Raw genomic sequence first — 19,575 nt, 5'->3', positions numbered from 1 at the left:
TGGGTGGCGGCCACGCGGCATCCCGATGTCGCTCGGCCGCCACCCCGCAACCGGCGCCCCGCCACCGCACCACCTCGACGAAGGAGCAGACCCAGCCATGACCGCCGAACGACGCGTCGTCGTCACAGGCCTCGGAGCCACCACCCCGGTGGGCGGCAACGTCCCCGACACGTGGGACGCCATCCTGGCCGGACGGTCAGGCGCGAAGACCATGCCCTTCGACTGGGTCGAGAAGTACGAGCTCCCGGTGAAGTTCGCCGCCACGATCCACACCCAGCCACTGGACGTGCTGACCAAGGTCGAGGTGCGCCGGCTCGACCCCAGCGCCCAGTACGCTCTCATCGCCTCCCGCGAGGCCTGGGCGGACGCCGGCTCCCCGGAGGTCGACCCCGAACGTCTCGCCGCGTGCATCGGCACGGGGATCGGCGGCGTCTGGACGCTCCTCGACCAGTGGGACAACCTGCGGGAGAAGGGACCACGCCGGGTCTTCCCCCTGGCCGTGCCCATGCTCATGCCCAACGCCTCGTCGGCAGCCGTCTCACTGGAGATCGGCGCCCGAGCCGGCGCCCACACGCCCGTCTCCGCCTGCGCCTCCGGGCTCGAGGCGATGGGGTACGCCTACGAGATGATCCGCAACGGCCGTGCCGACATCGCCGTCGCCGGTGGCACCGAGGGCGCTGTCCACGCGCTCCCGATCGCCGGCTTCGCCGCCATGCAGGCGCTCTCGACCCGCAACGACGACCCCGAGCGCGCCTCACGCCCCTACGACACCGGCCGTGACGGCTTCGTCCTCGGCGAGGGCGCGGCCGTGATCGTGCTCGAGGAGTACGAAGCGGCCAAGGCTCGTGGCGCCAAGATCTATGCCGAGATCGGTGGCGTGGGCATGTCCGCCGACTCCCACCACATCGCCGCCCCGGAGCCCGAGGGCGCCGGCGCTTCGCGTGCCATGGTCGAGGCCGTCCAGCGGGCCGGCTTGTCCCCCAAGGACATCGTCCACGTCAACGCCCACGCCACCTCGACCCCGGTGGGTGACGTGGCGGAGTCCAACGCCATCCGGCGCGCCTTCGGTGACGACGCCGACGGTATGCCGGTCAGCGCCACCAAGTCGATGACCGGTCACCTTCTGGGTGCTGCCGGGGCCCTCGAGGGCGTCCTCACGATCCTGGCCCTGCACCACCGGCTCGCCCCCGCGACGATCAACCTGGACGACTTCGATCCCGCGATCAAGCTCGACGTCGTGCACGGTGAGGCGCGCACGCTGCCGGACGGCGACATCGCTGCGCTCAACAACTCGTTCGGCTTCGGTGGCCACAACGTCGCGGTGGTCTTCACCAGCGTCTAGGCACTGCTCCAGCCGACGCGATCACTCGGCCGTGAGGCAACGACAGGAGCCCGCCCCGTATGGGGGCGGGCTCCTGTCGTGTCAGAGCGGGACGGCAAAAGAACGGCCCTCGCCCCGACTAGTGTCCACCCGGCGGCTTCGTCCGCTGGGACTGTGTCGGGAAGATGTGGATGTCGATCAGGGGCGACGTGGTGGTCGACGGTGTCGGAGTCGTGGTCGTGGGCCGCGGAGCCGGCGCGACGCCCGTGGAGCTGCGCTGCGCCGTGGTCGTGGCGGGGGCAGGCGGGAGGGTCCGAGACGACTTGGACCGCGACGAGGTCGAGGACGTCACCGGCCGAGTCACGTCCGATGCCGCGGTAGGGGTCGACGAGGGTGGCGTCATGGTCTGGGCGGACAAGGAGGTGCCGGCCTTGGCCGGTGCTGAGGCGCCATCCGACGAGGCCTTGTGGGGCAGGATGAAGGCGAAGGAGGCCAGGGCCGTGAGCCCGCCGATCCAGAGCAGCACCAGTGACGGCAGGGGCTTCCAGCTGGCCTCACGCCCGGCCTGCTGCCGGTGTCGCAGGAACTCGCGCACATAGGCGATGAGCGTCAGGACGGCCCCCGCTGCCACCACCCACAGGCTCCACGATGCGATATGGGCACCGCGGGGTAGGTCGGCGGCCAGGATGAGCCGGGCGCACCACAGCAGCGTCCCCCCACAGACTGCGGCCAGCGCCCCCAGGAGCAGGTTGGGGCGGGTCACACGTTCCTCCAGAGTCGTCGGTCAGCGCGACAGGTTACCGAAGGTGGGGGCGAATCCTCGAAACGTGCAGGTCAGCGCGGCCGGTCGGACGAGCTCAGCCCACCTTGTGCAACCAGCGCACCGGAGCCCCGTCCCCGGCATACCGGAACGGCTCGAGCTCGGCGTCCCAGTCGGTGCCGAGCAGCTCCTCCACCATCTCGGCCATCGCCTCCGGAGAGCCCTGGGACAGCCGCAGGACCTCGCGCAGCCGGTCCTCGTTGATCACCGCGTCGCCGGAGGCCGAGGTCCACGTGTGGTGGATCCCGAGGGCGGGGGTGTGGGACCAGCGTGAGCCGTCCGACCCGGCGCTGGGCTCTTCGGTCACCTCGTAGCGCAGGTTGTCCCAGCCACGCAGGGTCGAGGCGAGCTTGGCGCCGGTGCCTTGCACCCCTGCCCACGCGAGCTCCGCGCGGACGAGTGCGGCACCGGCAGGTTGGGGCGTCCAGTCGATGGCCACCCGGCCGTCGAGCGCGGCCTCCAGAGCCCAGGTGATGTGCGGGCACAGCGCTTTGGGGGTGGAGTGAATGAACACCACCCCGCGAGTCATGACACGCGGCATCGCGACAGACATCCGGGCCTCCTTTGGTGTGCGAGGGACGTCTTCCCCACGAACCTCGTCACCTGCTGGCCTGGCTGCTTGTCGCTTCTTCAGTTGGCCCCCCCCCCCCCCCCCCCCCCCACCTCTGGTGGTTGGTCCCCTGGTTGGAGTGACCAGGGGCGTTCACACTCAGGTGGTCGAGCTGGACTCCGCGGAGGGTGCGGTCGGCGGCGTTCCACCGCCACCCGGTCCCCCGGCGCCTCCGACCTGGACGTTGGTCACCGCGTAGCTCTTGTCGATCTGCACGATGATGTGGGTGCCGTCGGTGCGGACCATGTGTGCCTCGTAGACCCCGTCGGAGTCGGTCTCGACGCGCTCGATCGTTGCGGTGGGCTCCTTGGCCTTGGCCGCGGCCGTGACCTTGGCCGCCACGTCGCCGGTGAGCAACGTCTCGTCGGAGCGCATCGGCTTGCTGGGGTCGGTGTTGCCGTTGCCCTGGGGCGCCTCCCCTGGCGCTACCTGGCCGTAGGCGGCAACGGTCGACGTCGGTGAGGTCGCGTCGGCACTGGCCAGGGACGCTCCGGTGAGGGCGATGCCGGCGGCGGCAGCGAGACCGGCGGCCACGGGGACGATTCGGATCTTCATGAGGTGCTCCTTCGGTGGTGGAGCTCCACCGTGCAACCGCGCTCTGTGACAGGGACCTCCCCAGACCGTGGGTTGCCTGTGCGCCGGGCGGTAGGCTCACGGCGCCCAGCCGGTGAACGCCGAGCTGGTGCCGGGGCAGTAGCTCAGTCGGTCAGAGCAGCGGACTCATAATCCGTCGGTCGTCGGTTCAAGCCCGACCTGCCCCACCAGTGTCGAAATGACTTCGGCTGATGCTTGACAGTTGTTTCGGCTGATCCTTGACGCTCCCGGTTGTCCTGGTCGCGTGCAACGGGCCTACTCACCCTGCGGGCCGCCGAACGGACGCCAGGCACCGTGGCGGAGCAAGCGCACCAGGTCGGCACGCTCCTCGGCGGACAGTGTCCTGGCGTCGCTGACGGGGGGACTCGGCTCACTCATGCGGAAAGGCTACAAACCCGTTCCGCCTTTGCGCGCCACATCGAGCGCGCCGACGGGAGGTCTCACCGAACGGATGAGGCGGACCCCATGACGAACGGCCCGACTTGGGTTTCCGGGCCTCGATTTCCGTCACACCGGCGAGGTGGCTACGTCAGCTCGCTGCCGACCAGCCAGGCGACCGCCACCCACGCGAGGACCATCCACGCCACCAGGCCCCGTTCTGCCTCGTCGGTGTGCCGGCTGTACCGCAGCCCGACGACGTACCCGGTGACCGCGACCACGAGCGCAACCCAGGCGAGCAGGTCGAGAAACCTCATGGGAAAAGCGTGCGCCGCCGGTGACTGTCCGTCCAGACCCGAGGCGGTCATGCAGGTGCGGGAGGACTGGCTGCCGCCCCCTCCCTACCGTGGTCTCGTGGCTGAGGGCACCGACGTCCCACCTGCCGTTCGCGCGCAGATCCTCGCGACCGAGCACTGGAGCCTGCTCGCCACGCGGAGCATGACCTGGTCGGAGGTCATGTCACGGATCTCGATCCTGCTCACCATCGAGTCGGCCTCGCTCGTCGTGGTCGGCCTCACCGTGCAGGTGACCGGCTTCGGACATGCCTTCAGCGTCCTGGCTGTGGGCCTCAGCGCCGCCATGCTCGTCCTCGGGACCCTCACCGGCATCCGGGTCGCGAACGTCATGACCGACGACGAGTCCATGGTCATCGGCATGAACCGGCTGCGCGCCGCCTACGTCGACCTGGACCCGGGGATCGCGCCCTACCTCGTCACCGGGACCAGCGACGATCTGGCCGGGGTCCGGCGGACGTATGGGATGACGCGCATTCGCGGGCGCAGCCACTTCCTCGGCAGCACGGGTCTGTTCATGGTCGCCGTCAACGCCATCGTGGCCGGGGTGTTCGGAGCCCTGGTCTCCGACGCCTTCGGAGCGAGCGGCTTCGTCACCGCCGTGGTCGGCGGCACCTGCCTCGTGGCTTATGCCGCAACGTTCCTCGGCATCACCCTGCGCGACTACCGTCGCGCAACCGGCCGCTACCCGCCAGCATTTCCCGCCTGAGGGCCAGTTCACGTCGGGTTGCTATTGCATGACAGTGGCTGCCTGAGGGATCCGTTGATCGCGACAAACCGGTAGGTTGCCGGACATGACGGAGCCACTGGTCGTTCTCAAGGGCGTCAACAAGCACTTCGGCGAGCTGCACGTCCTCCAGGACATCAACCTGTCCATCGGCAAGGGCGAGGTCGTCGTCGTGATCGGCCCCTCGGGGTCGGGCAAGTCGACGCTGTGCCGCACCATCAACCGGCTCGAGACCTTCGAGACCGGTTCGATCACCATCGACGGTGTTCCCCTGCCCGAGGAGGGCAAGGAGCTGGCCAAGCTGCGTGCCGACGTCGGGATGGTGTTCCAGTCGTTCAACCTCTTCGCGCACAAGACGATCCTCGACAACGTGACCCTCGGTCCGATCAAGGCTCGCAAGGTCCCCAAGGCCGAGGCCGAGAAACGCGCCATGGAGCTGCTCGAACGCGTCGGCGTCGCGCACCAGGCTCAGAAGTTCCCCGCCCAGCTCTCCGGCGGCCAGCAGCAGCGCGTGGCCATCGCCCGCTCGCTCGCCATGGACCCCAAGGTGATGCTCTTCGACGAGCCCACCTCGGCCCTGGATCCCGAGATGATCACCGAGGTCCTCGACGTCATGGTGGCCCTGGCCAAGGACGGGATGACCATGGTCGTCGTCACCCACGAGATGGGCTTCGCCCGCAAGGCAGCCAACCGGGTGGTCTTCATGGCCGACGGGCAGATCGTCGAGGAGAACACCCCAGAGGGCTTCTTCACCACGCCCAAGTCGGATCGCGCCAAGGACTTCCTGGGCAAGATCCTGACGCACTGACCATCGTGGCCCACTGACAACAAGGACCCACTGACAATCCAGACCCGCACTGCACTGCACACCGGGGCGCACCAGCGCAGCGGCAACACATCAGGAGGAAACGGAATGAAGATTCGTCGGATTGGCGCAGTGACCGCCGCATCGGTCCTCGCGCTCGGCCTGACCGCCTGCGGCGACAGCGCCAAGGACACCGGCTCGGGCGGCGGTGGTGGCGGCAGCAAGTTCAAGGTCGGCATCAAGTTCGACCAGCCCGGCCTGGGGCTCAAGGAGGGCTCGAAGTACACCGGCCTCGACGTCGACGTCGCGACCTACGTCGCCAAGGAGCTCGGCCACGACGCGGCCGACATCCAGTTCGTCCAGGCACCTTCGGCCCAGCGCGAGACGCTGATCTCCACCGGCCAGGTGGACATGGTGGTCGCGACCTACTCGATCACCGACGCGCGCAAGGAGAAGATCTCCTTCGCCGGCCCGTACTTCATCGCCGGTCAGGACCTCCTCGTCCGCGCCGACGACTCCTCCATCACCGGACCGGAAGCACTCACCGGCAAGAAGCTCTGCTCGGTGACCGGATCGACGTCCGCCCAGAAGGTGAAGGACAAGTACCCCGGCGTCCAGCTCCAGGAGTTCGGGACGTACTCCGAGTGCGTCACCGCCCTGGTGTCCAAGGGGGTCGACGCCCTCACGACCGACAACACGATCCTGGCCGGCTACGCCTCCCAGGCGCAGTACAAGGGCAAGCTCAAGGTCGTCGGCAAGACCTTCTCCGAGGAGCGCTACGGCATCGGCCTCAAGAAGGGTGACAAGGCCACCTGCGAGAAGATCAACACGGCCATCGGCAAGATGATCAGCTCCAACGCGTGGCAGGCAGCCGTCGACAAGAACCTCGGCCCGGCCGGGTTCAAGGTCGACGCGGCCACCAACCCGCCCAAGCAGGACGCCTGCTCCTGACCGGTTCCACACCGCTGTCGGTATGCCGCCCGCTCGCCCGAGCGGGCGGCATACCGAAGCGTTCGGACTGCACCCCCACAGCAACGGAAGGTTTCCTGCATGGGTGACATCCTGAGCAAGTACGACGTTCTCGGCGCCTTCGGCATGACGGTCTATCTCGCCTTCTTCTCGGCGATCGGGTCACTCGTGCTCGGCACCATCGTCGGCATCATGCGGTTGTCTCCCGTGCGCGTCCTGCGACTGCTTGGCACGGGGTACGTGAACATCTTCCGCAACACACCACTGACGCTGCTCGTGGTCCTCAGCGTCCTGGGCCTGACCTACATCCTGGGGCTCAACCTCGACCCGTCGTCGATCACCGGCAACGCGAGTCGTTGGGCCATCGTGATGCTCTCGATCTACCACGCGTCCTTCGTGTGCGAAGCGCTGCGGTCGGGCGTCAACACCATCCCCGCAGGCCAGGCCGAGGCTGCCCGCGCCATCGGCCTGACATTCGGCCAGAGCATGCGAGAAGTGTTGCTGCCACAGGCCTTCCGCGGATCAATCGCTCCTTTGGGGTCCACCCTCATCGCCCTCATCAAGAACACCACCGTGGCCGCCGTCGTCGGGGTCGCCGAGGCGGCCAACCTGATGGCGGTCATCATCGAGAACGAGACCGGTGGCCTCATCGTGTTCCTCATCTTCGCCATCGGGTTCGTCATCCTGACCCTCCCCCTCGGCCTGCTCTTCACGACGATGTCCCGTCGGCTGGCGGTGAAGCGATGAGCGCCAACGTCCTGTTCGACGCGCCGGGTCCCCGGGCCCGCAGACGCCACGCCATCCTCTCGGTGTTCGGCGTCCTCCTCGTCATCGCGATCGCCTTCCTCGTCGTCCGCAAGCTCAAGGACGCGGGTCAGCTCGAGGCCGACCAGTGGAAGCCGTTCCTGACAGACCGCTCGGTGTGGCGCGACTACCTGCTGAAGGGGCTCTGGGGCACCTTCAAGGCGGCCTTCATCTCGATCCTGCTCGCCGGCGCCTTCGGGCTCCTCTTCGGGATCGGCCGGCTGTCGCAGATCGCCCCCGTCCGCTGGGTCAGCAGCATCGTCGTCGAGTTCTTCCGCGCTGTCCCCGTCCTGATCATGATGATCGCGAGCTACGGGCTGTACTCCCGGAGCGGGCTGTTCCCGCCAGAGACCGCTCCCCTGGCGGGTGTCGTCACGGGCCTCACGCTCTACAACGGGTCGGTCATTGCCGAGCTGGTTCGTTCTGGTGTCTTCTCGCTGCCCAAAGGCCAGTCGGAGGCGGGCCTGTCGATCGGGCTGACCGCGTCGCAGACCCTCCGGTCGATCCAGCTACCGCAGGCGCTCACCGCCATGCTGCCCGCCCTGATCGGCCAGTTCGTCGTGATCCTCAAGGACTCGGCGCTGGGCTACGCGATCACCTACCTCGAGCTGCTCAACTGGTCCAAGACCCTGGGTTCGGCCTTCGCCAACGTGCTGCAGGCCTACCTCGTGGCGGCGGTGCTGTTCATCCTCATCAACTACGCGCTGACGGTGGTGGCGGGCCGCATCGAGAAGCGCCTGTCCAAGCGTGGCCGCACGACCCTCCACGAGGCGACAGCCGTCCCTGCGCCGGCTGACGCCGGCCAGGGCGCTGCCACCTGACCACGCGCGACCAGCCTGACTCAAGAGTGCACGACGAAGGCCCCGGACCTGATGGTCTGGGGCCTCGTGGTGTGGCGGGCTCCCCCGGTTGGACTCGAACCAACAACCTGCCGATTAACAGTCGGCTGCTCTGCCAATTGAGCTACAGGGGAATGTCCGTCTGCGGTCCCCCGCGTTCGGCGCTGCGCAACCATAGCAAAGGATGCGCGCAGTTCTGAAAACGGCCCGGCCGTGCTGTCAGCGTCCGACTTGCTCGCGCAGGTAGGCCAGTGCGCCCTCGGTGCGGGCAGTCATCTCGGCGTCGTCGGCGCGCACCCCGCGGCCCAGCACCACCTGCTCGACGAGGTCGCCCGTGGCCAGGTCCTGACGCAGGACCGCCTTGGCCCACCGCTGCGGGCCGAGCTCGATCCGCTGGGCCAGGACGACGCTCGCCTGGACGCGTTCGCGCAGCGTCTCAGGGAGCAGGCTGGTGGCTCCCAGGACCCACTGCGACGGCTTCGAACCATCCACCCAGGTCACGGTCAGCTGGGTGAGCTCGGGCGACCAGGTGCCCCCGTCCACCTCGTGCCACGGGCGGGCGAGCGTGCGCGCGCCCGCTGCGTCCACGGCATACAGGGCATGGTTGGTGGCCACCACGATGGCGCCAGTGGCCACCTCCCGACCCCAGCTGAGCACGCGTTCGCCCCCGGACAGCCCGACCGCCTCGCGGACCGGGGCGGGCAGCTTTTCGGGGCGTCTCAGCGAGAGCGCCATCAGGAGGCCCTGTCGCGCAGCGTCGCGAGCTCGCGCTGGAGGTCCTGGAGCTCGCTGCTGAGGGTGCGCGCGGCGGCGGGGTCGGAGTGCGAGTCGGTCGCCATGCGCCGCATCGCCGACATCGCGTCGGCGATCCGGCGGGTCAGCGAGACCTCCTGGACGCGGGTGAGGAGGGCGTCGATGTAGCGACGCTCGGGCAGGCCGGTCGCCCTGTCCATGCGGGTGGGCAAGGGCGCGACGGCGAGCTCGGCGACGAGGCCGTGAACCGCCAGGGGCGCGGCCTCGATGACCCGGTTGGCCCACGCCTGCACCGAGAGCCCGCGCTGTGGCCCACCCGCACCGCGCACCCCGTCGAAGACCGCTCGGTGAGCCGGGGCGGTGAACGCGTCGGCCGACACCTTGTCGACGTCGTCGGTGGTGAAGCTGTCGGGGTACTGCAGCAGCGTCTGGAGCAGCTGGCGCTCGGCGAACACGATCGGGTCACGCAGGTCCGGCGTCGGCAGGGCCGCCCGGGCCTCCTCGATCGAGGGCTCAGGCACGGTGTCGGCGTCGGAACGTCGCTCGCGGCCGGCAGGCGCCTCAGCAGCCTCCTTGGCGTCCCGCGCAGCCATCCGCTGGGCGCGGGACACTTCGGCCTGCACCTGCTCGACCTCGACCCCGATCCAGCCCGCGACCGTACGGATGTACTCGGGACGCATCGAGCTGTCGCGGATCGAGTTGACGATCGGCGCGGCCGCGCGCATGGCCTGCACCCGTCCCTCGGCCGTCACCATGTCGAACCGGTCGATCGTCGTGCGCACCGCGAACTCGAACATCGGCACCGCGTCGTCGATCAGGTGGCGCACGGCATCGTCACCCTTGGCGATCCGCAGCTCGCAGGGGTCCATGCCCCCGTCGGCCACTGCGACGAACGACTGGGACGCCCAGCGCTGGTCCTCGGCGAACGACCGCATCGCGGCCTTCTGCCCCGCCGCATCTCCGTCGAAGGTGAACACGACCCGGGCCGGCGCGAGGTCGACCTCGTCGCGCATGATGCGGCGCAGCATCTTGATGTGGTCGACGCCGAAGGCCGTGCCACACGTCGCCACGGCGCCCTCGATGCCGGCCAGCTGGCAGGCCATGACGTCGGTGTAGCCCTCGACGATGACCGCTTTGCGTTCTCCTGCAATGGATTTCTTCGCGAGGTCCAGACCGTACAGCACGGTCGACTTCTTGTAGATCGGGGTCTCGGACGTGTTGAGGTACTTGGCCGCTATCCGGTCGTCGTCATAGAGCCGCCGCGCGCCGAACCCCACCGTGTCACCGGTGATGTCGCGGATCGGCCAGACCAGCCGCCCTCGGAACCGGTCGTAGAGCCCGCGACTCCCCCGCCCGGACAACCCTCCCAGGACGAGCTCCTCGTCGGAGAAACCCTTGGACCGCAGGTGGCGCGACAGGTCCTCGCCGCCGCGTGGCGCAAACCCGACGCCGAACCGTTTCGCGGCCTCGCTGTCGAATCCGCGCTCGCGCAGGAAGTCGCGGCCGGCCCTGGCCTCGGGGGCGTTGAGCAGCGCGTGGTGGTAGAACTCCTGCGCCACGCGGTGCGCCTCGACCAGCCGCGAGCGCCGTCCGAGGGACTCCCCGCCGCCCGGCTTGCCGCCTTCCTCGTAGTGCAGCTCCATGCCGAGCTTCTGCGCGAGCCGCTCGATCGCCTCGGTGAAGGTCAGGTGCTCGACCTTCTGCACGAACGAGATGACGTCGCCGCCCTCGCCGCAGCCGAAGCAGTGCCAGGCACCCACGGTCGGACGGACGTTGAACGACGGGGACTTCTCGTCGTGGAACGGGCACAGCCCCTTCATCGAGCCCGGTCCGGCAGGTCGAAGGGTCACGTGCTCGCGCACGACGTCCTCGATCGACGAGCGCTCCTTCACGAGCGCGACGTCGTCGGCCTTGATCCGACCCGGCACTGGCCCTCCTTGTCGCGGCCGAGTCTAGGCGGTGCGTCCTCTCCCGCGTGGCCCACCTCCACAGGTCAGGTATGCCGCGTGGCCGGGTCCATGGCCCGCGGCCAGAAGGGCAGGCAGAAGGCAGCCAGCCGCGCGGCATACCCGGACTTGGGCGGTCCACGACGTGAAAGGTAAGGTAAGCCTTGCCTTCTCGTCCCCCATGTTGTTCAGGAGAACCACCACCGTGATCCGTCGACGGACCGCCCTGCTCGCCCTGGCGACCACAGCCACCCTGGCCCTGGCGGCCTGCGGCGGCGACGGCAGCCTCGAGGCAGGCAAGAACCTCGATCCGGACAAGCTGACGATCTACAGCGCCCAGCACGAGAACCTCACCCAGGCGTGGGCCAAGAAGTTCCAGGAGGACACCGGCGTCAAGGTGCAGATCCGCTACGGGTCGGACTCCTCGATGGGCGCGCAGATCGTCCAGGAGGGCGCCAAGAGCCCCGCCGACGTGTTCCTCACCGAGAACTCCCCCGCCATGACGACGGTGCAGAACGCCGGGCTCCTCGCGAAGGTCGACGACGCCACGATCAACCAGGTCGGCGCCGAGTACGCGCCGTCGACGCACGAGTGGGTCGGCATCGCCGCCCGCTCCACGGTGCTGGTCTACAACCCCAGCAAGATCACCGAGGCCGAGCTGCCGACGTCGATCATGGATCTGCAGGACCCCAAGTGGAAGGGCAAGTGGGGCGCGGCCGCCGGGGGTGCCGACTTCCAAGCCATCGTCTCGGCGATCCTCGAGACCCAGGGCGAGGCCAAGACCGCCGCCTGGCTCAAGGGCCTCAAGGACGGTGCGCAGATCTACCAGAACAACATCGCCGTCATGAAGGCCGTCAACGCCGGACAGGTGCCGGTGGGGATCATGTACCACTACTACTGGTACCGCGACCAGGCGCTCACCAAGGCCGGCAGCAAGAACACCAAGCTGCTCTACTTCCGCCACCAGGACCCGGGTGCGTTCGTCAGCATCTCCGGCGGCGCGGTGCTCAAGTCCACCAAGCAGGCCGCGAACGCGCAGAAGTTCCTTGCCTTCGTGACGTCCAAGGAGGGCCAGGGCATCCTCGCCACGAGCGACGCCAAGGAGTATGCCGTGGGCACCGGAGTGGCCTCCGACAAGGCCTTGGAGCCCCTTGACACCCTCGAGGCGCCGCGGGTGGACCCGTTCAAGCTCAACGGCCCCAAGGTCATCGAGCTGATGACGACCGCCGGCATCCTCTAGGTGCCGTACTCCCGATGAGTCCACTCCACACACCACGACGGGGTCGGTCGAACCCCACCCCCGCAGCGGTCGTCGCGGCCAGCCTGCTCGTCGCGGCTGTCTGCGTACTGCCGCTCGTGGTCGTGGCCGTGAAGGCGTTCGACATCGGCTGGGGACCGGCCTGGGACCTCCTGTGGCGGCCGCGGGTCGGTGAGCTGCTGCGCAACACCGGGTCGCTGGTGGTGCTCACGGTCTCGCTGACGACAGCGATCGGCATCGCTGCCGCCTGGCTGGTGGAGCGGACCTCGCTGCCCGGTGCGAGGTTCTGGCGGGTGCTGATGGTCTGCCCACTGGCCGTGCCGGCGTTCGTGAACTCCTATGCGTGGGTGACGGTGCGTCCCGAGCTGCAGGGCCTGAGTGGGGCCGTGCTGGTGACGACGTTGTCGTACTTCCCGTTCGTCTTCCTGCCCGTGGCGGCGGTGTTGCGGGGGCTCGACCAGAGCCTCGAGGACTCTGCCCGGTCGCTGGGTCTGGGTCCCTGGCGGTCCTTCTTCCGCGCCGTCCTGCCCCAGCTGCGGCCCGCCGCCCTCGGCGGCATGCTCCTCGTCTCGCTCCACCTGCTGTCCGAGTTCGGCGTGCTCGCGATGCTGCGGTTCCCCACGTTCACGACGGCGATCCTCGAACAGTTCCAGGTGGCTTTCAGCAACAGTGCCGGCAGCCTGCTCGCCGTGGTGCTCATCGCCCTGTGCCTCGGGCTGCTGACGGTCGAGCTGTTGCTGCGCGGCACGGTGCGGCATGCGCGACTTGGCCGCGGCGCCGCCCGTCGAGCCCTCCCCGCGAGGCTCGGCAGGTGGACGGCTCCGGCCCTGCTGGGCATGGGCGCCCTGACGGTGCTGGCCCTCGGGGTGCCGCTCGGGAGCCTCGTCTACTGGTTCCGCGCCGGGAGTGGGGGCCTCACGGAGAGCGCCTTCGACCCGGCAGAGCTCGTGACGACCCTGTGGGGCACGCTGCGCCTGGCCCTCCTCGCGGGCGTGGTCACGGTGGTCGCCGCCTTCCCCGTGGCCTGGCTCATCGCCCGGCGTCGCACGTGGCTGTCCGTCCTGGTCGAGCGCGCCACCTACGTGGCCTCGTCCCTGCCCGGGGTGGTGATCGCCCTCGCACTGGTCACCCTGTCGGTCCGCTACGCCCGCCCGGTCTACCAGACCAGCGTCGTCCTCGTCGCGGCATACGCCATCCTGTTCATCCCCCGCGCCATGGTGAGCATCCGGGCGGCCATGGCCCACGCGCCCGAGGAGCTCACGGAAGCCGCACGGGCCCTGGGTGACGGACCGTTCCGGGCCTTCGTGCGCGTCCTGGTGCCCCTCACGGCGCCCGGGGCGCTGGCCGGCTTCGCCATGGTGTTCATCGCGACGTCGACCGAGCTGACTGCCACGCTGCTGCTCGCCCCGACCGGCACGCAGACACTGGCGACGGCGTTCTGGAGTGCGAGTGAGAGCATCGACTACGCGGGTGCGGCGCCCTACGCCGCTGCGCTCGTGCTGGTGTCCGCCCCCCTGACCTACCTCCTGCTACGCCGACCCGACGAGGAGCCCGCACTGTGACCACGCTGCGCATCTCGGGCGTCGCCGCGTCGTACGACGGACGACCCGTCCTGCACGGGCTCGACCTCGTCGTGCCGTCCGGCACCACGTCAGCGATCCTCGGCGCCTCGGGCTGCGGCAAGACGACGCTGCTCCGCGTGGTGGCCGGGTTCCAGCCTGCCGACGAAGGAGTGGTTCAGCTCGGCGACCGGACGGTGGCCGGCCCGGGCGTGTGGGTGGCACCGGAGAGGCGAGGCATCGGCTACGTCGCCCAGGAGGGCAACCTGTTCCCCCACCTGAGCGTCGGGGCCAACGTCTCCTACGGACTCCCCCGACACGCTCGGCGGGCGGGCGAGCGCGTCGGTGAGCTGCTCGAGCTCGTGGGCCTCTCCCCCGACCTGGCGACCCGCCGCCCCGACCAGCTCTCGGGTGGCCAGCAGCAGCGGGTGGCGCTGGCGCGGGCCCTCGCCAGGCGCCCCACGGTCGTGCTGCTCGACGAGCCGTTCTCCTCCCTCGATGCCGGGCTGCGGTCCTCGACCCGCGAGGCCGTCGCGCAGGCGCTGGCCCACGAGGACGTCACGGTCGTGCTCGTCACCCACGACCAGGCCGAGGCGCTGTCCTTCGCCGACCAGGTCGCGATCATGCACGACGGCCGGTTCTCCCAGGTCGGGACACCTGCTGAGGTCTACGGCACCCCTGCGGACAGACACGCGGCCGCCTTCCTCGGAGACGCGGTGTTCCTTCGCGGTAGCGCGGACGGCACAGATGTCAGCACCGCGCTCGGGCGGCTCGCTGTCCACCAGCCGGCTCCCGCGGGCACGGTCGACGTGCTCATCCGTCCCGAGCAGATCGTGCTGCGCGACATGGCGCCCGGCATCCCCTGCGCCGAGGTCCTGTCGACGACCTACTTCGGGCACGACGCCCTCGTGGCGCTGCGGCTGCAGGCCGACCACACGGTGGTAACAGCCCGCGTCAACGGCTCGGACGTACCCCACACCGGTTCGATCGTCGGGCTCTCGGTGGTCGGCGAGGCGCGGGCCTTCGAGGCACCCTGACGGGTCGTCGCGGCGCCATCCCGGGGGGGGACGGCTCGGGTCAGCTCCAGGCGCGGTGCAGGTACTCCGCGCGCACGTCGGTGAGTGAGGCCACCTGGTCGACGACGACGCGCAGCGCAGCAGCATCGGACTCGGCGTTCTTCCAGTCACCGAGCAGGTCGGGGTCCAGACGCGAGACCGGGTCCTGCTGGTAGGCCGCCACGAGGTCGGCCACGACCTCCCGCTGCCTCGTGAGCACGTCGACCCGCTCCAGGGCGTTCATGACGAAGTGGGCGGCCACGGCCTTCAGGACGGCGCACTCCGCACGGGTCTGGTCGGGCACCACCAGGTCGGCGGCATACCGGGTGAGGGGCCCGTCGCCGTGCCGCTCGCGCGTGGCCACCTCGACCCCGTGGACGAACCGCCCGATGAGTCGCGAGGTCATGTCCTTGAGCGCCGCCCGGTCCACCCGCGACCCGTCGTATGCCGTGGGGACGGCGCCGCTGGCCAGCACGCGTTCCAGCGCGGCACCCAGGGCGTCGACCCCGAGGTCGGCGGCATACAGGCCGGTCGCCACCGCGAGCACCGAGTCGACGTCGGTGCGGTCGCGCAGGCGGCGCACGTCGAGCCGGCCGGAGGCGATCGCGTCCTCGACGTCGTGCACCGAGTAGGCGACGTCGTCGGACCAGTCCATGACGTCGGCCTCGAGGCACCGCTGCCCGTCGGGCCGGCCGTCGCGGAACCACTCGAAGACGGGCAGGTCGTCGGCGTAGACGCCGAACTTCGCGCCGCCTCCCACCTCGCCCCGTCGCCACGGGTACTTGGTCGAGGCGTCGAGGGTCGCCCGCGTCAGGTTGAGGCCGGCCGGCCGGCCGTCGGGGTGCACCCGCTTGGGCTCCAGCCGGGTGAGCAGCCGAAGGGTCTGGGCGTTGCCCTCGAACCCGCCGATGTCCCGGGCGATCTCGTCGAGGGCGCGCTCGCCGTTGTGACCGAAGGGTGGGTGGCCGAGGTCGTGGGCGAGGCAGGCCGAGTCGACGACGTCGGCACTGCACCCCAGCGCCTGGCCGAACTCGCGGCCGATCTGGGCGACCTCGAGACTGTGCGTGAGCCGGTTGCGGACGAAGTCGTCGTCGCCGGGCTGCACCACCTGGGTCTTGGCCGAGAGCCTGCGCAGCGACGCGGAGTGAACGAGCCGGGCCCGGTCACGGGCGAAGTCGTCGCGGTCGGCCCGCTTGGTGGCAGGGTCCTCCCGCACCCAGCGCTCACGGTCGACCGAGCTGTATGCCACGCCGCGAGCCTACGGCTGGGCGGCCCGCGCGGCCTCGGCGGCTCGCTCCACCCACTTCGGCTGGGTGCCGTAGCGCTGGCTCGGAATCAGCCGGCCGGCCGCGCAGTCCTCCACCAGCTGGACCATCCGCTTGTCGCGGGTGGCCGCCTGCTTGGCCGTCAGCACCCAGTACACGACGTGCTTCCGGTAGGTCTCCGTGGCGACCTCCCAGAAGGCGCTGGCGGCCGCGTCGCCGGCCAGCTGCGCGGCATACTCCGGCGGCAGCTCGAGGTCGCCTCGGTTCTCGTAGGAGTAGATGCTGGAGCGGTCGTCGCGGCGCCGCTCGTAGGCGGCCAACCCGGGCGGCTGCATCCGCCCCTCCGCCTTGAGCCGCTCGACCGAGGCGATGTTGATCGAGCTCCAGTTGCTCGTGCGCTTGCGCGGGGTCCAGCGCTGCCGCGTCGTGTCCTCGTCGACGCGCTGCGCGACCGAGTCGATCCAACCCCAGCACAGCGCCTCGATGACGGCCTGTTCCCAGGTGAGCCCGCGGTCTGGGACGTGCCTCTTGTGCAGGCCCATCCAGAGCTCCGTGGCGGTGTCGTGGTTGGCCGCCAGCCAGGCCGCGAACTCCTCAGGCCCCGAGAAGAACGTCGCAGGCCTCTCCGGTGTCCCGCCCGGTGTGCCGATCTGGCTGGGCGTGCCTTTCCTCGTCATGGGCGAAGCCTGCCACGACGGTCCGACGCCCGCGCCAGGTCTGGTACCCCACCGCTGCCGCGGCGATGCCGAGTGCCCACAGCACGTGCCAGCCGTTCATGACCAGCAGCACGAGCACTGACGTCAGTGCGGCCAGTGCGGTCCACCACACCTTGGTGCCCCGCGGGAGCAGGCGCACCGCCGCTGCCGTGCCGAGCACGTACACGAGCGTGAAGCAGCCGGTGGCCAGCAGCATCAACGGCGTCATGCCCAGGTGCAGCACCTCGCCGGCGGTCAGCCAGAGCACCGACTGCACCGCGATGAGGGCCAGGCTCCGTCGTGGCACCTCACCGGCGCCGGCGCCGACAGCCAGGTATGCGGGCAGCGCACCATCGCGTGCCAGCGCGGCCCCCAGCCGGGACCCGCCGGCGTAGTACGCGTTCATGGCACCGACCGTGAGGAGGACGGCCACCACAGCGGTGACGACGCGCACCCGTCCACCGACGCCCGCCGCGAAGGGGTCGGACAGCGGCGCCTCGCTGGAACCGGTGGCAGGCCCGAGCACCATCAGGCTGGTGGCGGCGAGGGCGAGGTAGAGAGTGCCCACGACCACCACGGCAACAGCGGTGGCCCTGGGCACGTCGCGGGACGGGCGCCGGTAGTCCCCGGCGAGGGACGCAACAGCCTCCCAGCCTGCGAACCCCCAGACCAGCAGCGCGGCTGCCGACCCCACTGCGGCCCAGCCGTGGGGGGCGAAGGGCTGGAGGTGGTCCACTCGCGCATGCGGCAGGGCGGCGACGATCGTGACCACCATCAGCGTGGCGAGGACTGCGGTGAGGCCCAGCTGGATGCGCCCCGACAGGCGCAGCCCAGCGGCGTTCATCAGCCCGACGCCGACGATGAGGCCAGCCGCGACAGCGACCGCCACCGCGCGCCCACCGCCCACCGCATCGGAAACGTAGCCACCTGCCATCAGCGACGCCGGCGGCGCCCCGACCGGCACCGCGAAGTAGAAGCACCAGCCGACGGCTGCGGAGGCCTTGGGCCCGAAGGCACCCCGCACATAGGTCGAGACCCCACCGCTGTCGGGGAACCGCGCACCCATCGCGGCGAAGGTCGACGCGAGCGGGACGCTGAGCAGCACCAGGGCCGCCCAGGCGACGAGCGAGGCCGGTCCGGCGATGCCCGCAGCGAGGGCCGGAAGCGTGATGACGCCCGTGCCGAGCACCGCGCCGATCGACAGGGCCGCCCCCTGTGGCACGGACAGCCCGAACGGCCGGGTGCCCCTGCCCTTGGTCGCGGCGGAGTCGGGGGTGGCGTCGGGGGTCGCGCTTGTCTTGGCCATGCCTCCAGCGTGCCGGTCGATTGGACCCGTGCGAAGAGCCAGTTCTGGCCTTCCTGATTGGACCAATCTAGGCTGGCGGAGTGAACCAGCACCTGCGCCCGCAGCTCGGTCTGTCGCTCGACGGCGTGGTCGTCGGCGACCGGGCCTCGACCCTCTACCAGCACCTGCTCGAGGCCATCGTCGACGGACGGCTGGTCGCGGGTTCGAGGGTGCCGCCCACTCGCGAGCTCGCTGCCGAGCTGGGCCTGTCGCGCGGCACGGTCACCACGGTCTACGACCGCCTCACCGCCGAGGGCTTCCTGGCGACACGAGTGGGCTCGGGCACCTTCGTGAGCAGGGAGGCCCGACCGCACCGCACCCGTAGCGCACCGGTGGGCGACGTGCGTCCACGCGCCGTCTGGTCGACCCTGCCTCCCCCGGTGCTCGACTCGCCGGCGGCCGAGTTCGACCTGTCCGTCGGCGGTCCCGACACCTCGTTGTTCCCCCTCGCGGTCTGGCGGCGGCTCGTCTCGGCCACCCTCCGTCCTTCCCTGCTGGCCGCCTCTGCGTACGAGGGCCAAGGGGACGCCGCACTGCGGCGGGAGATCGCACGGTATGCCGGCCTGTCCCGTTCCGTCGTCGCCGGCCCGGAGGACGTGCTGCTCACCAACGGCGCCCAACAGGGGCTGGACGTCGTCGCGCGGTCAGTGCTCGACCCCGGTGACGTCGTCGTCGTCGAGGACCCGGGGTACACCGCCGCGACGCGCCTGTTCGTATCGCACGGCGCCCGGGTCCAGGGGGTGCGCGTGGATGCCGAGGGTCTCGTCGTCGACGAGCTCCCGCGCACGGCCCGGATGGTGTACGTCACCCCGTCCCACCAGTTCCCGACCGGGGCGGTGATGTCACTACGGCGGCGGATCGCGTTGTTGGAGTGGGCCTCTCGACGGAACGCGGTGATCGTCGAGGACGACTACGACTCCGAGTTCAGGTTCGAGGACAGGCCGCTCGCGCCACTGCAGAGCCTCGACCGGGACGGGCGGGTCGTCTATGTCGGGTCGTTTTCGAAGACCCTGATGCCGTCGCTGCGGGTGGGCTACCTCATCGCACCCCAGTCCCTCCAGCACACCCTGCACCAGGCCAAGCTGCTGACGGACTGGCAGGGAGATGCCGTCACCCAGGGCGCCCTCGCGCGGTTCATGGCCGAAGGTCTGCTCGCCGCGCACGTCCGCCGGGTCACGCGGATCTACAGCGAGCGCCGCGCCGCCCTCGTGAACGGTCTGCAGAGCCTTCCGGCGGGTGTCCTCGAGCTGCTCCCGTCGGCAGCTGGGCTGCACCTGTGCACCTACTTCGTCGACCGGACCGTGGACGACGTGGCGGTGGCCTCGGCCGCGTGGGAGGCCGGTGTGTCGCTCGAGCCGGTGTCCGTACGGTTCCTCGACACCCCGCCGAGGCCGGGCCTCGCCATGGGGTTCCGTCGAGTCACGGTCGAGCAGGTCCCGGAAGCCATCCGCCGACTCGCGACCGTACTCCCGCTGTAGC

20 protein-coding genes and 2 tRNA genes are annotated in these 19,575 nt (G+C 70.1%); 11 read left to right on the top strand and 11 right to left on the bottom strand.

Going from position 1 to position 19,575, the window contains the following annotated elements:
• Positions 1 to 97 precede the first annotated feature (97 nt).
• Positions 98 to 1,342, top strand: coding sequence for a beta-ketoacyl-ACP synthase II (gene fabF, locus AC1DS4_RS01050; protein ID WP_477612603.1), 1,245 nt, complete (start codon positions 98 to 100; stop codon positions 1,340 to 1,342).
• A gap of 118 nt (positions 1,343 to 1,460) precedes the next feature.
• Here fabF and AC1DS4_RS01045 read toward each other — a convergent pair whose 3' ends face one another.
• From AC1DS4_RS01045 to AC1DS4_RS01035, 3 genes are all read right to left on the bottom strand, one after another.
• Positions 1,461 to 2,084, bottom strand: a complete 624-nt coding sequence (locus tag AC1DS4_RS01045; RefSeq protein ID WP_477631984.1) for a hypothetical protein — start codon at positions 2,082 to 2,084, stop codon at positions 1,461 to 1,463.
• Positions 2,085 to 2,178: 94 nt separating this feature from the next.
• Positions 2,179 to 2,694 carry a DUF3145 domain-containing protein gene (locus AC1DS4_RS01040; protein WP_477612601.1) on the bottom strand — a complete coding sequence of 172 codons (516 nt, stop codon included), beginning with the start codon at positions 2,692 to 2,694 and terminating at the stop codon, positions 2,179 to 2,181.
• A 156-nt stretch (positions 2,695 to 2,850) separates the two neighbouring features.
• Entirely contained in the window at positions 2,851 to 3,306 is a 456-nt protein-coding gene (locus AC1DS4_RS01035; protein ID WP_477631983.1) for a hypothetical protein, read from the bottom strand.
• A 132-nt stretch (positions 3,307 to 3,438) separates the two neighbouring features.
• Here AC1DS4_RS01035 and AC1DS4_RS01030 point away from each other — a divergent pair.
• Positions 3,439 to 3,515 (top strand) — tRNA-Ile (locus AC1DS4_RS01030).
• A gap of 85 nt (positions 3,516 to 3,600) precedes the next feature.
• Here AC1DS4_RS01030 and AC1DS4_RS01025 read toward each other — a convergent pair.
• Positions 3,601 to 3,723, bottom strand: a complete 123-nt coding sequence (locus AC1DS4_RS01025) for a hypothetical protein (protein WP_477631982.1) — start codon at positions 3,721 to 3,723, stop codon at positions 3,601 to 3,603.
• A gap of 146 nt (positions 3,724 to 3,869) precedes the next feature.
• On the bottom strand, positions 3,870 to 4,040 hold the full coding sequence (locus AC1DS4_RS01020; RefSeq protein ID WP_477631981.1) for a hypothetical protein: 171 nt from the start codon (positions 4,038 to 4,040) through the stop codon (positions 3,870 to 3,872).
• Between the two features lie 97 nt (positions 4,041 to 4,137).
• On the opposite strand from AC1DS4_RS01020, the gene AC1DS4_RS01015 reads away from it, so the two are divergent.
• From AC1DS4_RS01015 to AC1DS4_RS00995, 5 genes are all read left to right on the top strand, one after another.
• The gene (locus AC1DS4_RS01015) at positions 4,138 to 4,785 is read left to right on the top strand and encodes a hypothetical protein (protein ID WP_477631980.1); all 648 of its coding nucleotides are present in this window, start codon (positions 4,138 to 4,140) and stop codon (positions 4,783 to 4,785) included.
• Between the two features lie 85 nt (positions 4,786 to 4,870).
• Positions 4,871 to 5,611 carry an amino acid ABC transporter ATP-binding protein gene (locus AC1DS4_RS01010; protein WP_477612594.1) on the top strand — a complete coding sequence of 247 codons (741 nt, stop codon included), beginning with the start codon at positions 4,871 to 4,873 and terminating at the stop codon, positions 5,609 to 5,611.
• A gap of 105 nt (positions 5,612 to 5,716) precedes the next feature.
• A complete protein-coding gene (locus tag AC1DS4_RS01005; protein ID WP_477631979.1) occupies positions 5,717 to 6,559 on the top strand; it encodes a glutamate ABC transporter substrate-binding protein in 843 nt (280 codons plus the stop codon).
• A 99-nt stretch (positions 6,560 to 6,658) separates the two neighbouring features.
• A complete protein-coding gene (locus AC1DS4_RS01000; RefSeq protein WP_477612592.1) occupies positions 6,659 to 7,324 on the top strand; it encodes an amino acid ABC transporter permease in 666 nt (221 codons plus the stop codon).
• Entirely contained in the window at positions 7,321 to 8,202 is an 882-nt protein-coding gene (locus AC1DS4_RS00995; RefSeq protein ID WP_477612591.1) for an amino acid ABC transporter permease, read from the top strand. The genes AC1DS4_RS01000 and AC1DS4_RS00995 overlap by 4 nt, the downstream gene beginning before the upstream one ends.
• Before the next feature lie 79 nt (positions 8,203 to 8,281).
• Here the strand turns inward: AC1DS4_RS00995 and AC1DS4_RS00990 are convergent.
• The 3 genes from AC1DS4_RS00990 to dnaG form a co-directional block, all read right to left on the bottom strand.
• A tRNA-Asn gene (locus tag AC1DS4_RS00990) sits at positions 8,282 to 8,354 on the bottom strand.
• Between the two features lie 85 nt (positions 8,355 to 8,439).
• Positions 8,440 to 8,955, bottom strand: coding sequence for a hypothetical protein (locus AC1DS4_RS00985; RefSeq protein ID WP_477631978.1), 516 nt, complete (start codon positions 8,953 to 8,955; stop codon positions 8,440 to 8,442).
• Positions 8,955 to 10,901, bottom strand: coding sequence for a DNA primase (gene dnaG, locus AC1DS4_RS00980; RefSeq protein WP_477631977.1), 1,947 nt, complete (start codon positions 10,899 to 10,901; stop codon positions 8,955 to 8,957). Before dnaG ends, AC1DS4_RS00985 begins: the two co-directional genes overlap by 1 nt.
• A gap of 199 nt (positions 10,902 to 11,100) precedes the next feature.
• Here dnaG and AC1DS4_RS00975 point away from each other — a divergent pair, with 199 nt between their 5' ends.
• From AC1DS4_RS00975 to AC1DS4_RS00965, 3 genes are read left to right on the top strand one after another with little or no spacing between them, the layout of a single operon-like run.
• Entirely contained in the window at positions 11,101 to 12,159 is a 1,059-nt protein-coding gene (locus AC1DS4_RS00975) for an iron ABC transporter substrate-binding protein (protein WP_477631976.1), read from the top strand.
• Between the two features lie 14 nt (positions 12,160 to 12,173).
• Entirely contained in the window at positions 12,174 to 13,739 is a 1,566-nt protein-coding gene (locus AC1DS4_RS00970; protein WP_477612587.1) for an ABC transporter permease, read from the top strand.
• Complete coding sequence (locus AC1DS4_RS00965; RefSeq protein WP_477612586.1) at positions 13,736 to 14,773, top strand: ABC transporter ATP-binding protein; 1,038 nt, start codon at positions 13,736 to 13,738, stop codon at positions 14,771 to 14,773. Before AC1DS4_RS00970 ends, AC1DS4_RS00965 begins: the two co-directional genes overlap by 4 nt.
• A 40-nt stretch (positions 14,774 to 14,813) precedes the next feature.
• Here the strand turns inward: AC1DS4_RS00965 and AC1DS4_RS00960 are convergent, their stop codons facing one another.
• Genes AC1DS4_RS00960 through AC1DS4_RS00950 form a run of 3 tightly spaced genes read right to left on the bottom strand, consistent with a single transcriptional unit; the run spans position 14,814 to position 18,057 of the window.
• Positions 14,814 to 16,040, bottom strand: coding sequence for a deoxyguanosinetriphosphate triphosphohydrolase (locus AC1DS4_RS00960; RefSeq protein ID WP_477631975.1), 1,227 nt, complete (start codon positions 16,038 to 16,040; stop codon positions 14,814 to 14,816).
• A gap of 9 nt (positions 16,041 to 16,049) precedes the next feature.
• The gene (locus AC1DS4_RS00955) at positions 16,050 to 16,733 is read right to left on the bottom strand and encodes a YdeI/OmpD-associated family protein (protein ID WP_477631974.1); all 684 of its coding nucleotides are present in this window, start codon (positions 16,731 to 16,733) and stop codon (positions 16,050 to 16,052) included.
• Entirely contained in the window at positions 16,651 to 18,057 is a 1,407-nt protein-coding gene (locus AC1DS4_RS00950; RefSeq protein ID WP_477631973.1) for an APC family permease, read from the bottom strand. The genes AC1DS4_RS00955 and AC1DS4_RS00950 overlap by 83 nt, the downstream gene beginning before the upstream one ends.
• Before the next feature lie 80 nt (positions 18,058 to 18,137).
• Here AC1DS4_RS00950 and pdxR point away from each other — a divergent pair, with 80 nt between their 5' ends.
• The gene (pdxR, locus tag AC1DS4_RS00945) at positions 18,138 to 19,574 is read left to right on the top strand and encodes a MocR-like pyridoxine biosynthesis transcription factor PdxR (RefSeq protein ID WP_477631972.1); all 1,437 of its coding nucleotides are present in this window, start codon (positions 18,138 to 18,140) and stop codon (positions 19,572 to 19,574) included.
• The last annotated feature ends 1 nt before the right edge of the window (position 19,575 follow it).

This window comes from Pedococcus sp. P3_C7, assembly GCF_056402615.1.
This window is presented reverse-complemented; position numbering and strand designations above follow the sequence as displayed.

Coding starts and splice junctions, on each gene's coding strand:
- fabF (WP_477612603.1), top strand. CDS start 98: ATGACCGCCGAACGACGCGTCGTCGTCACAGGCCTCGGAGCCACCACC.
- AC1DS4_RS01040 (WP_477612601.1), bottom strand. CDS start 2,694: ATGTCTGTCGCGATGCCGCGTGTCATGACTCGCGGGGTGGTGTTCATT.
- AC1DS4_RS01035 (WP_477631983.1), bottom strand. CDS start 3,306: ATGAAGATCCGAATCGTCCCCGTGGCCGCCGGTCTCGCTGCCGCCGCC.
- AC1DS4_RS01025 (WP_477631982.1), bottom strand. CDS start 3,723: ATGAGTGAGCCGAGTCCCCCCGTCAGCGACGCCAGGACACTGTCCGCC.
- AC1DS4_RS01020 (WP_477631981.1), bottom strand. CDS start 4,040: ATGAGGTTTCTCGACCTGCTCGCCTGGGTTGCGCTCGTGGTCGCGGTC.
- AC1DS4_RS01010 (WP_477612594.1), top strand. CDS start 4,871: ATGACGGAGCCACTGGTCGTTCTCAAGGGCGTCAACAAGCACTTCGGC.
- AC1DS4_RS01005 (WP_477631979.1), top strand. CDS start 5,717: ATGAAGATTCGTCGGATTGGCGCAGTGACCGCCGCATCGGTCCTCGCG.
- AC1DS4_RS01000 (WP_477612592.1), top strand. CDS start 6,659: ATGGGTGACATCCTGAGCAAGTACGACGTTCTCGGCGCCTTCGGCATG.
- AC1DS4_RS00995 (WP_477612591.1), top strand. CDS start 7,321: ATGAGCGCCAACGTCCTGTTCGACGCGCCGGGTCCCCGGGCCCGCAGA.
- AC1DS4_RS00985 (WP_477631978.1), bottom strand. CDS start 8,955: ATGGCGCTCTCGCTGAGACGCCCCGAAAAGCTGCCCGCCCCGGTCCGC.
- AC1DS4_RS00975 (WP_477631976.1), top strand. CDS start 11,101: ATGTTGTTCAGGAGAACCACCACCGTGATCCGTCGACGGACCGCCCTG.
- AC1DS4_RS00970 (WP_477612587.1), top strand. CDS start 12,174: ATGAGTCCACTCCACACACCACGACGGGGTCGGTCGAACCCCACCCCC.
- AC1DS4_RS00955 (WP_477631974.1), bottom strand. CDS start 16,733: ATGACGAGGAAAGGCACGCCCAGCCAGATCGGCACACCGGGCGGGACA.
- AC1DS4_RS00950 (WP_477631973.1), bottom strand. CDS start 18,057: ATGGCCAAGACAAGCGCGACCCCCGACGCCACCCCCGACTCCGCCGCG.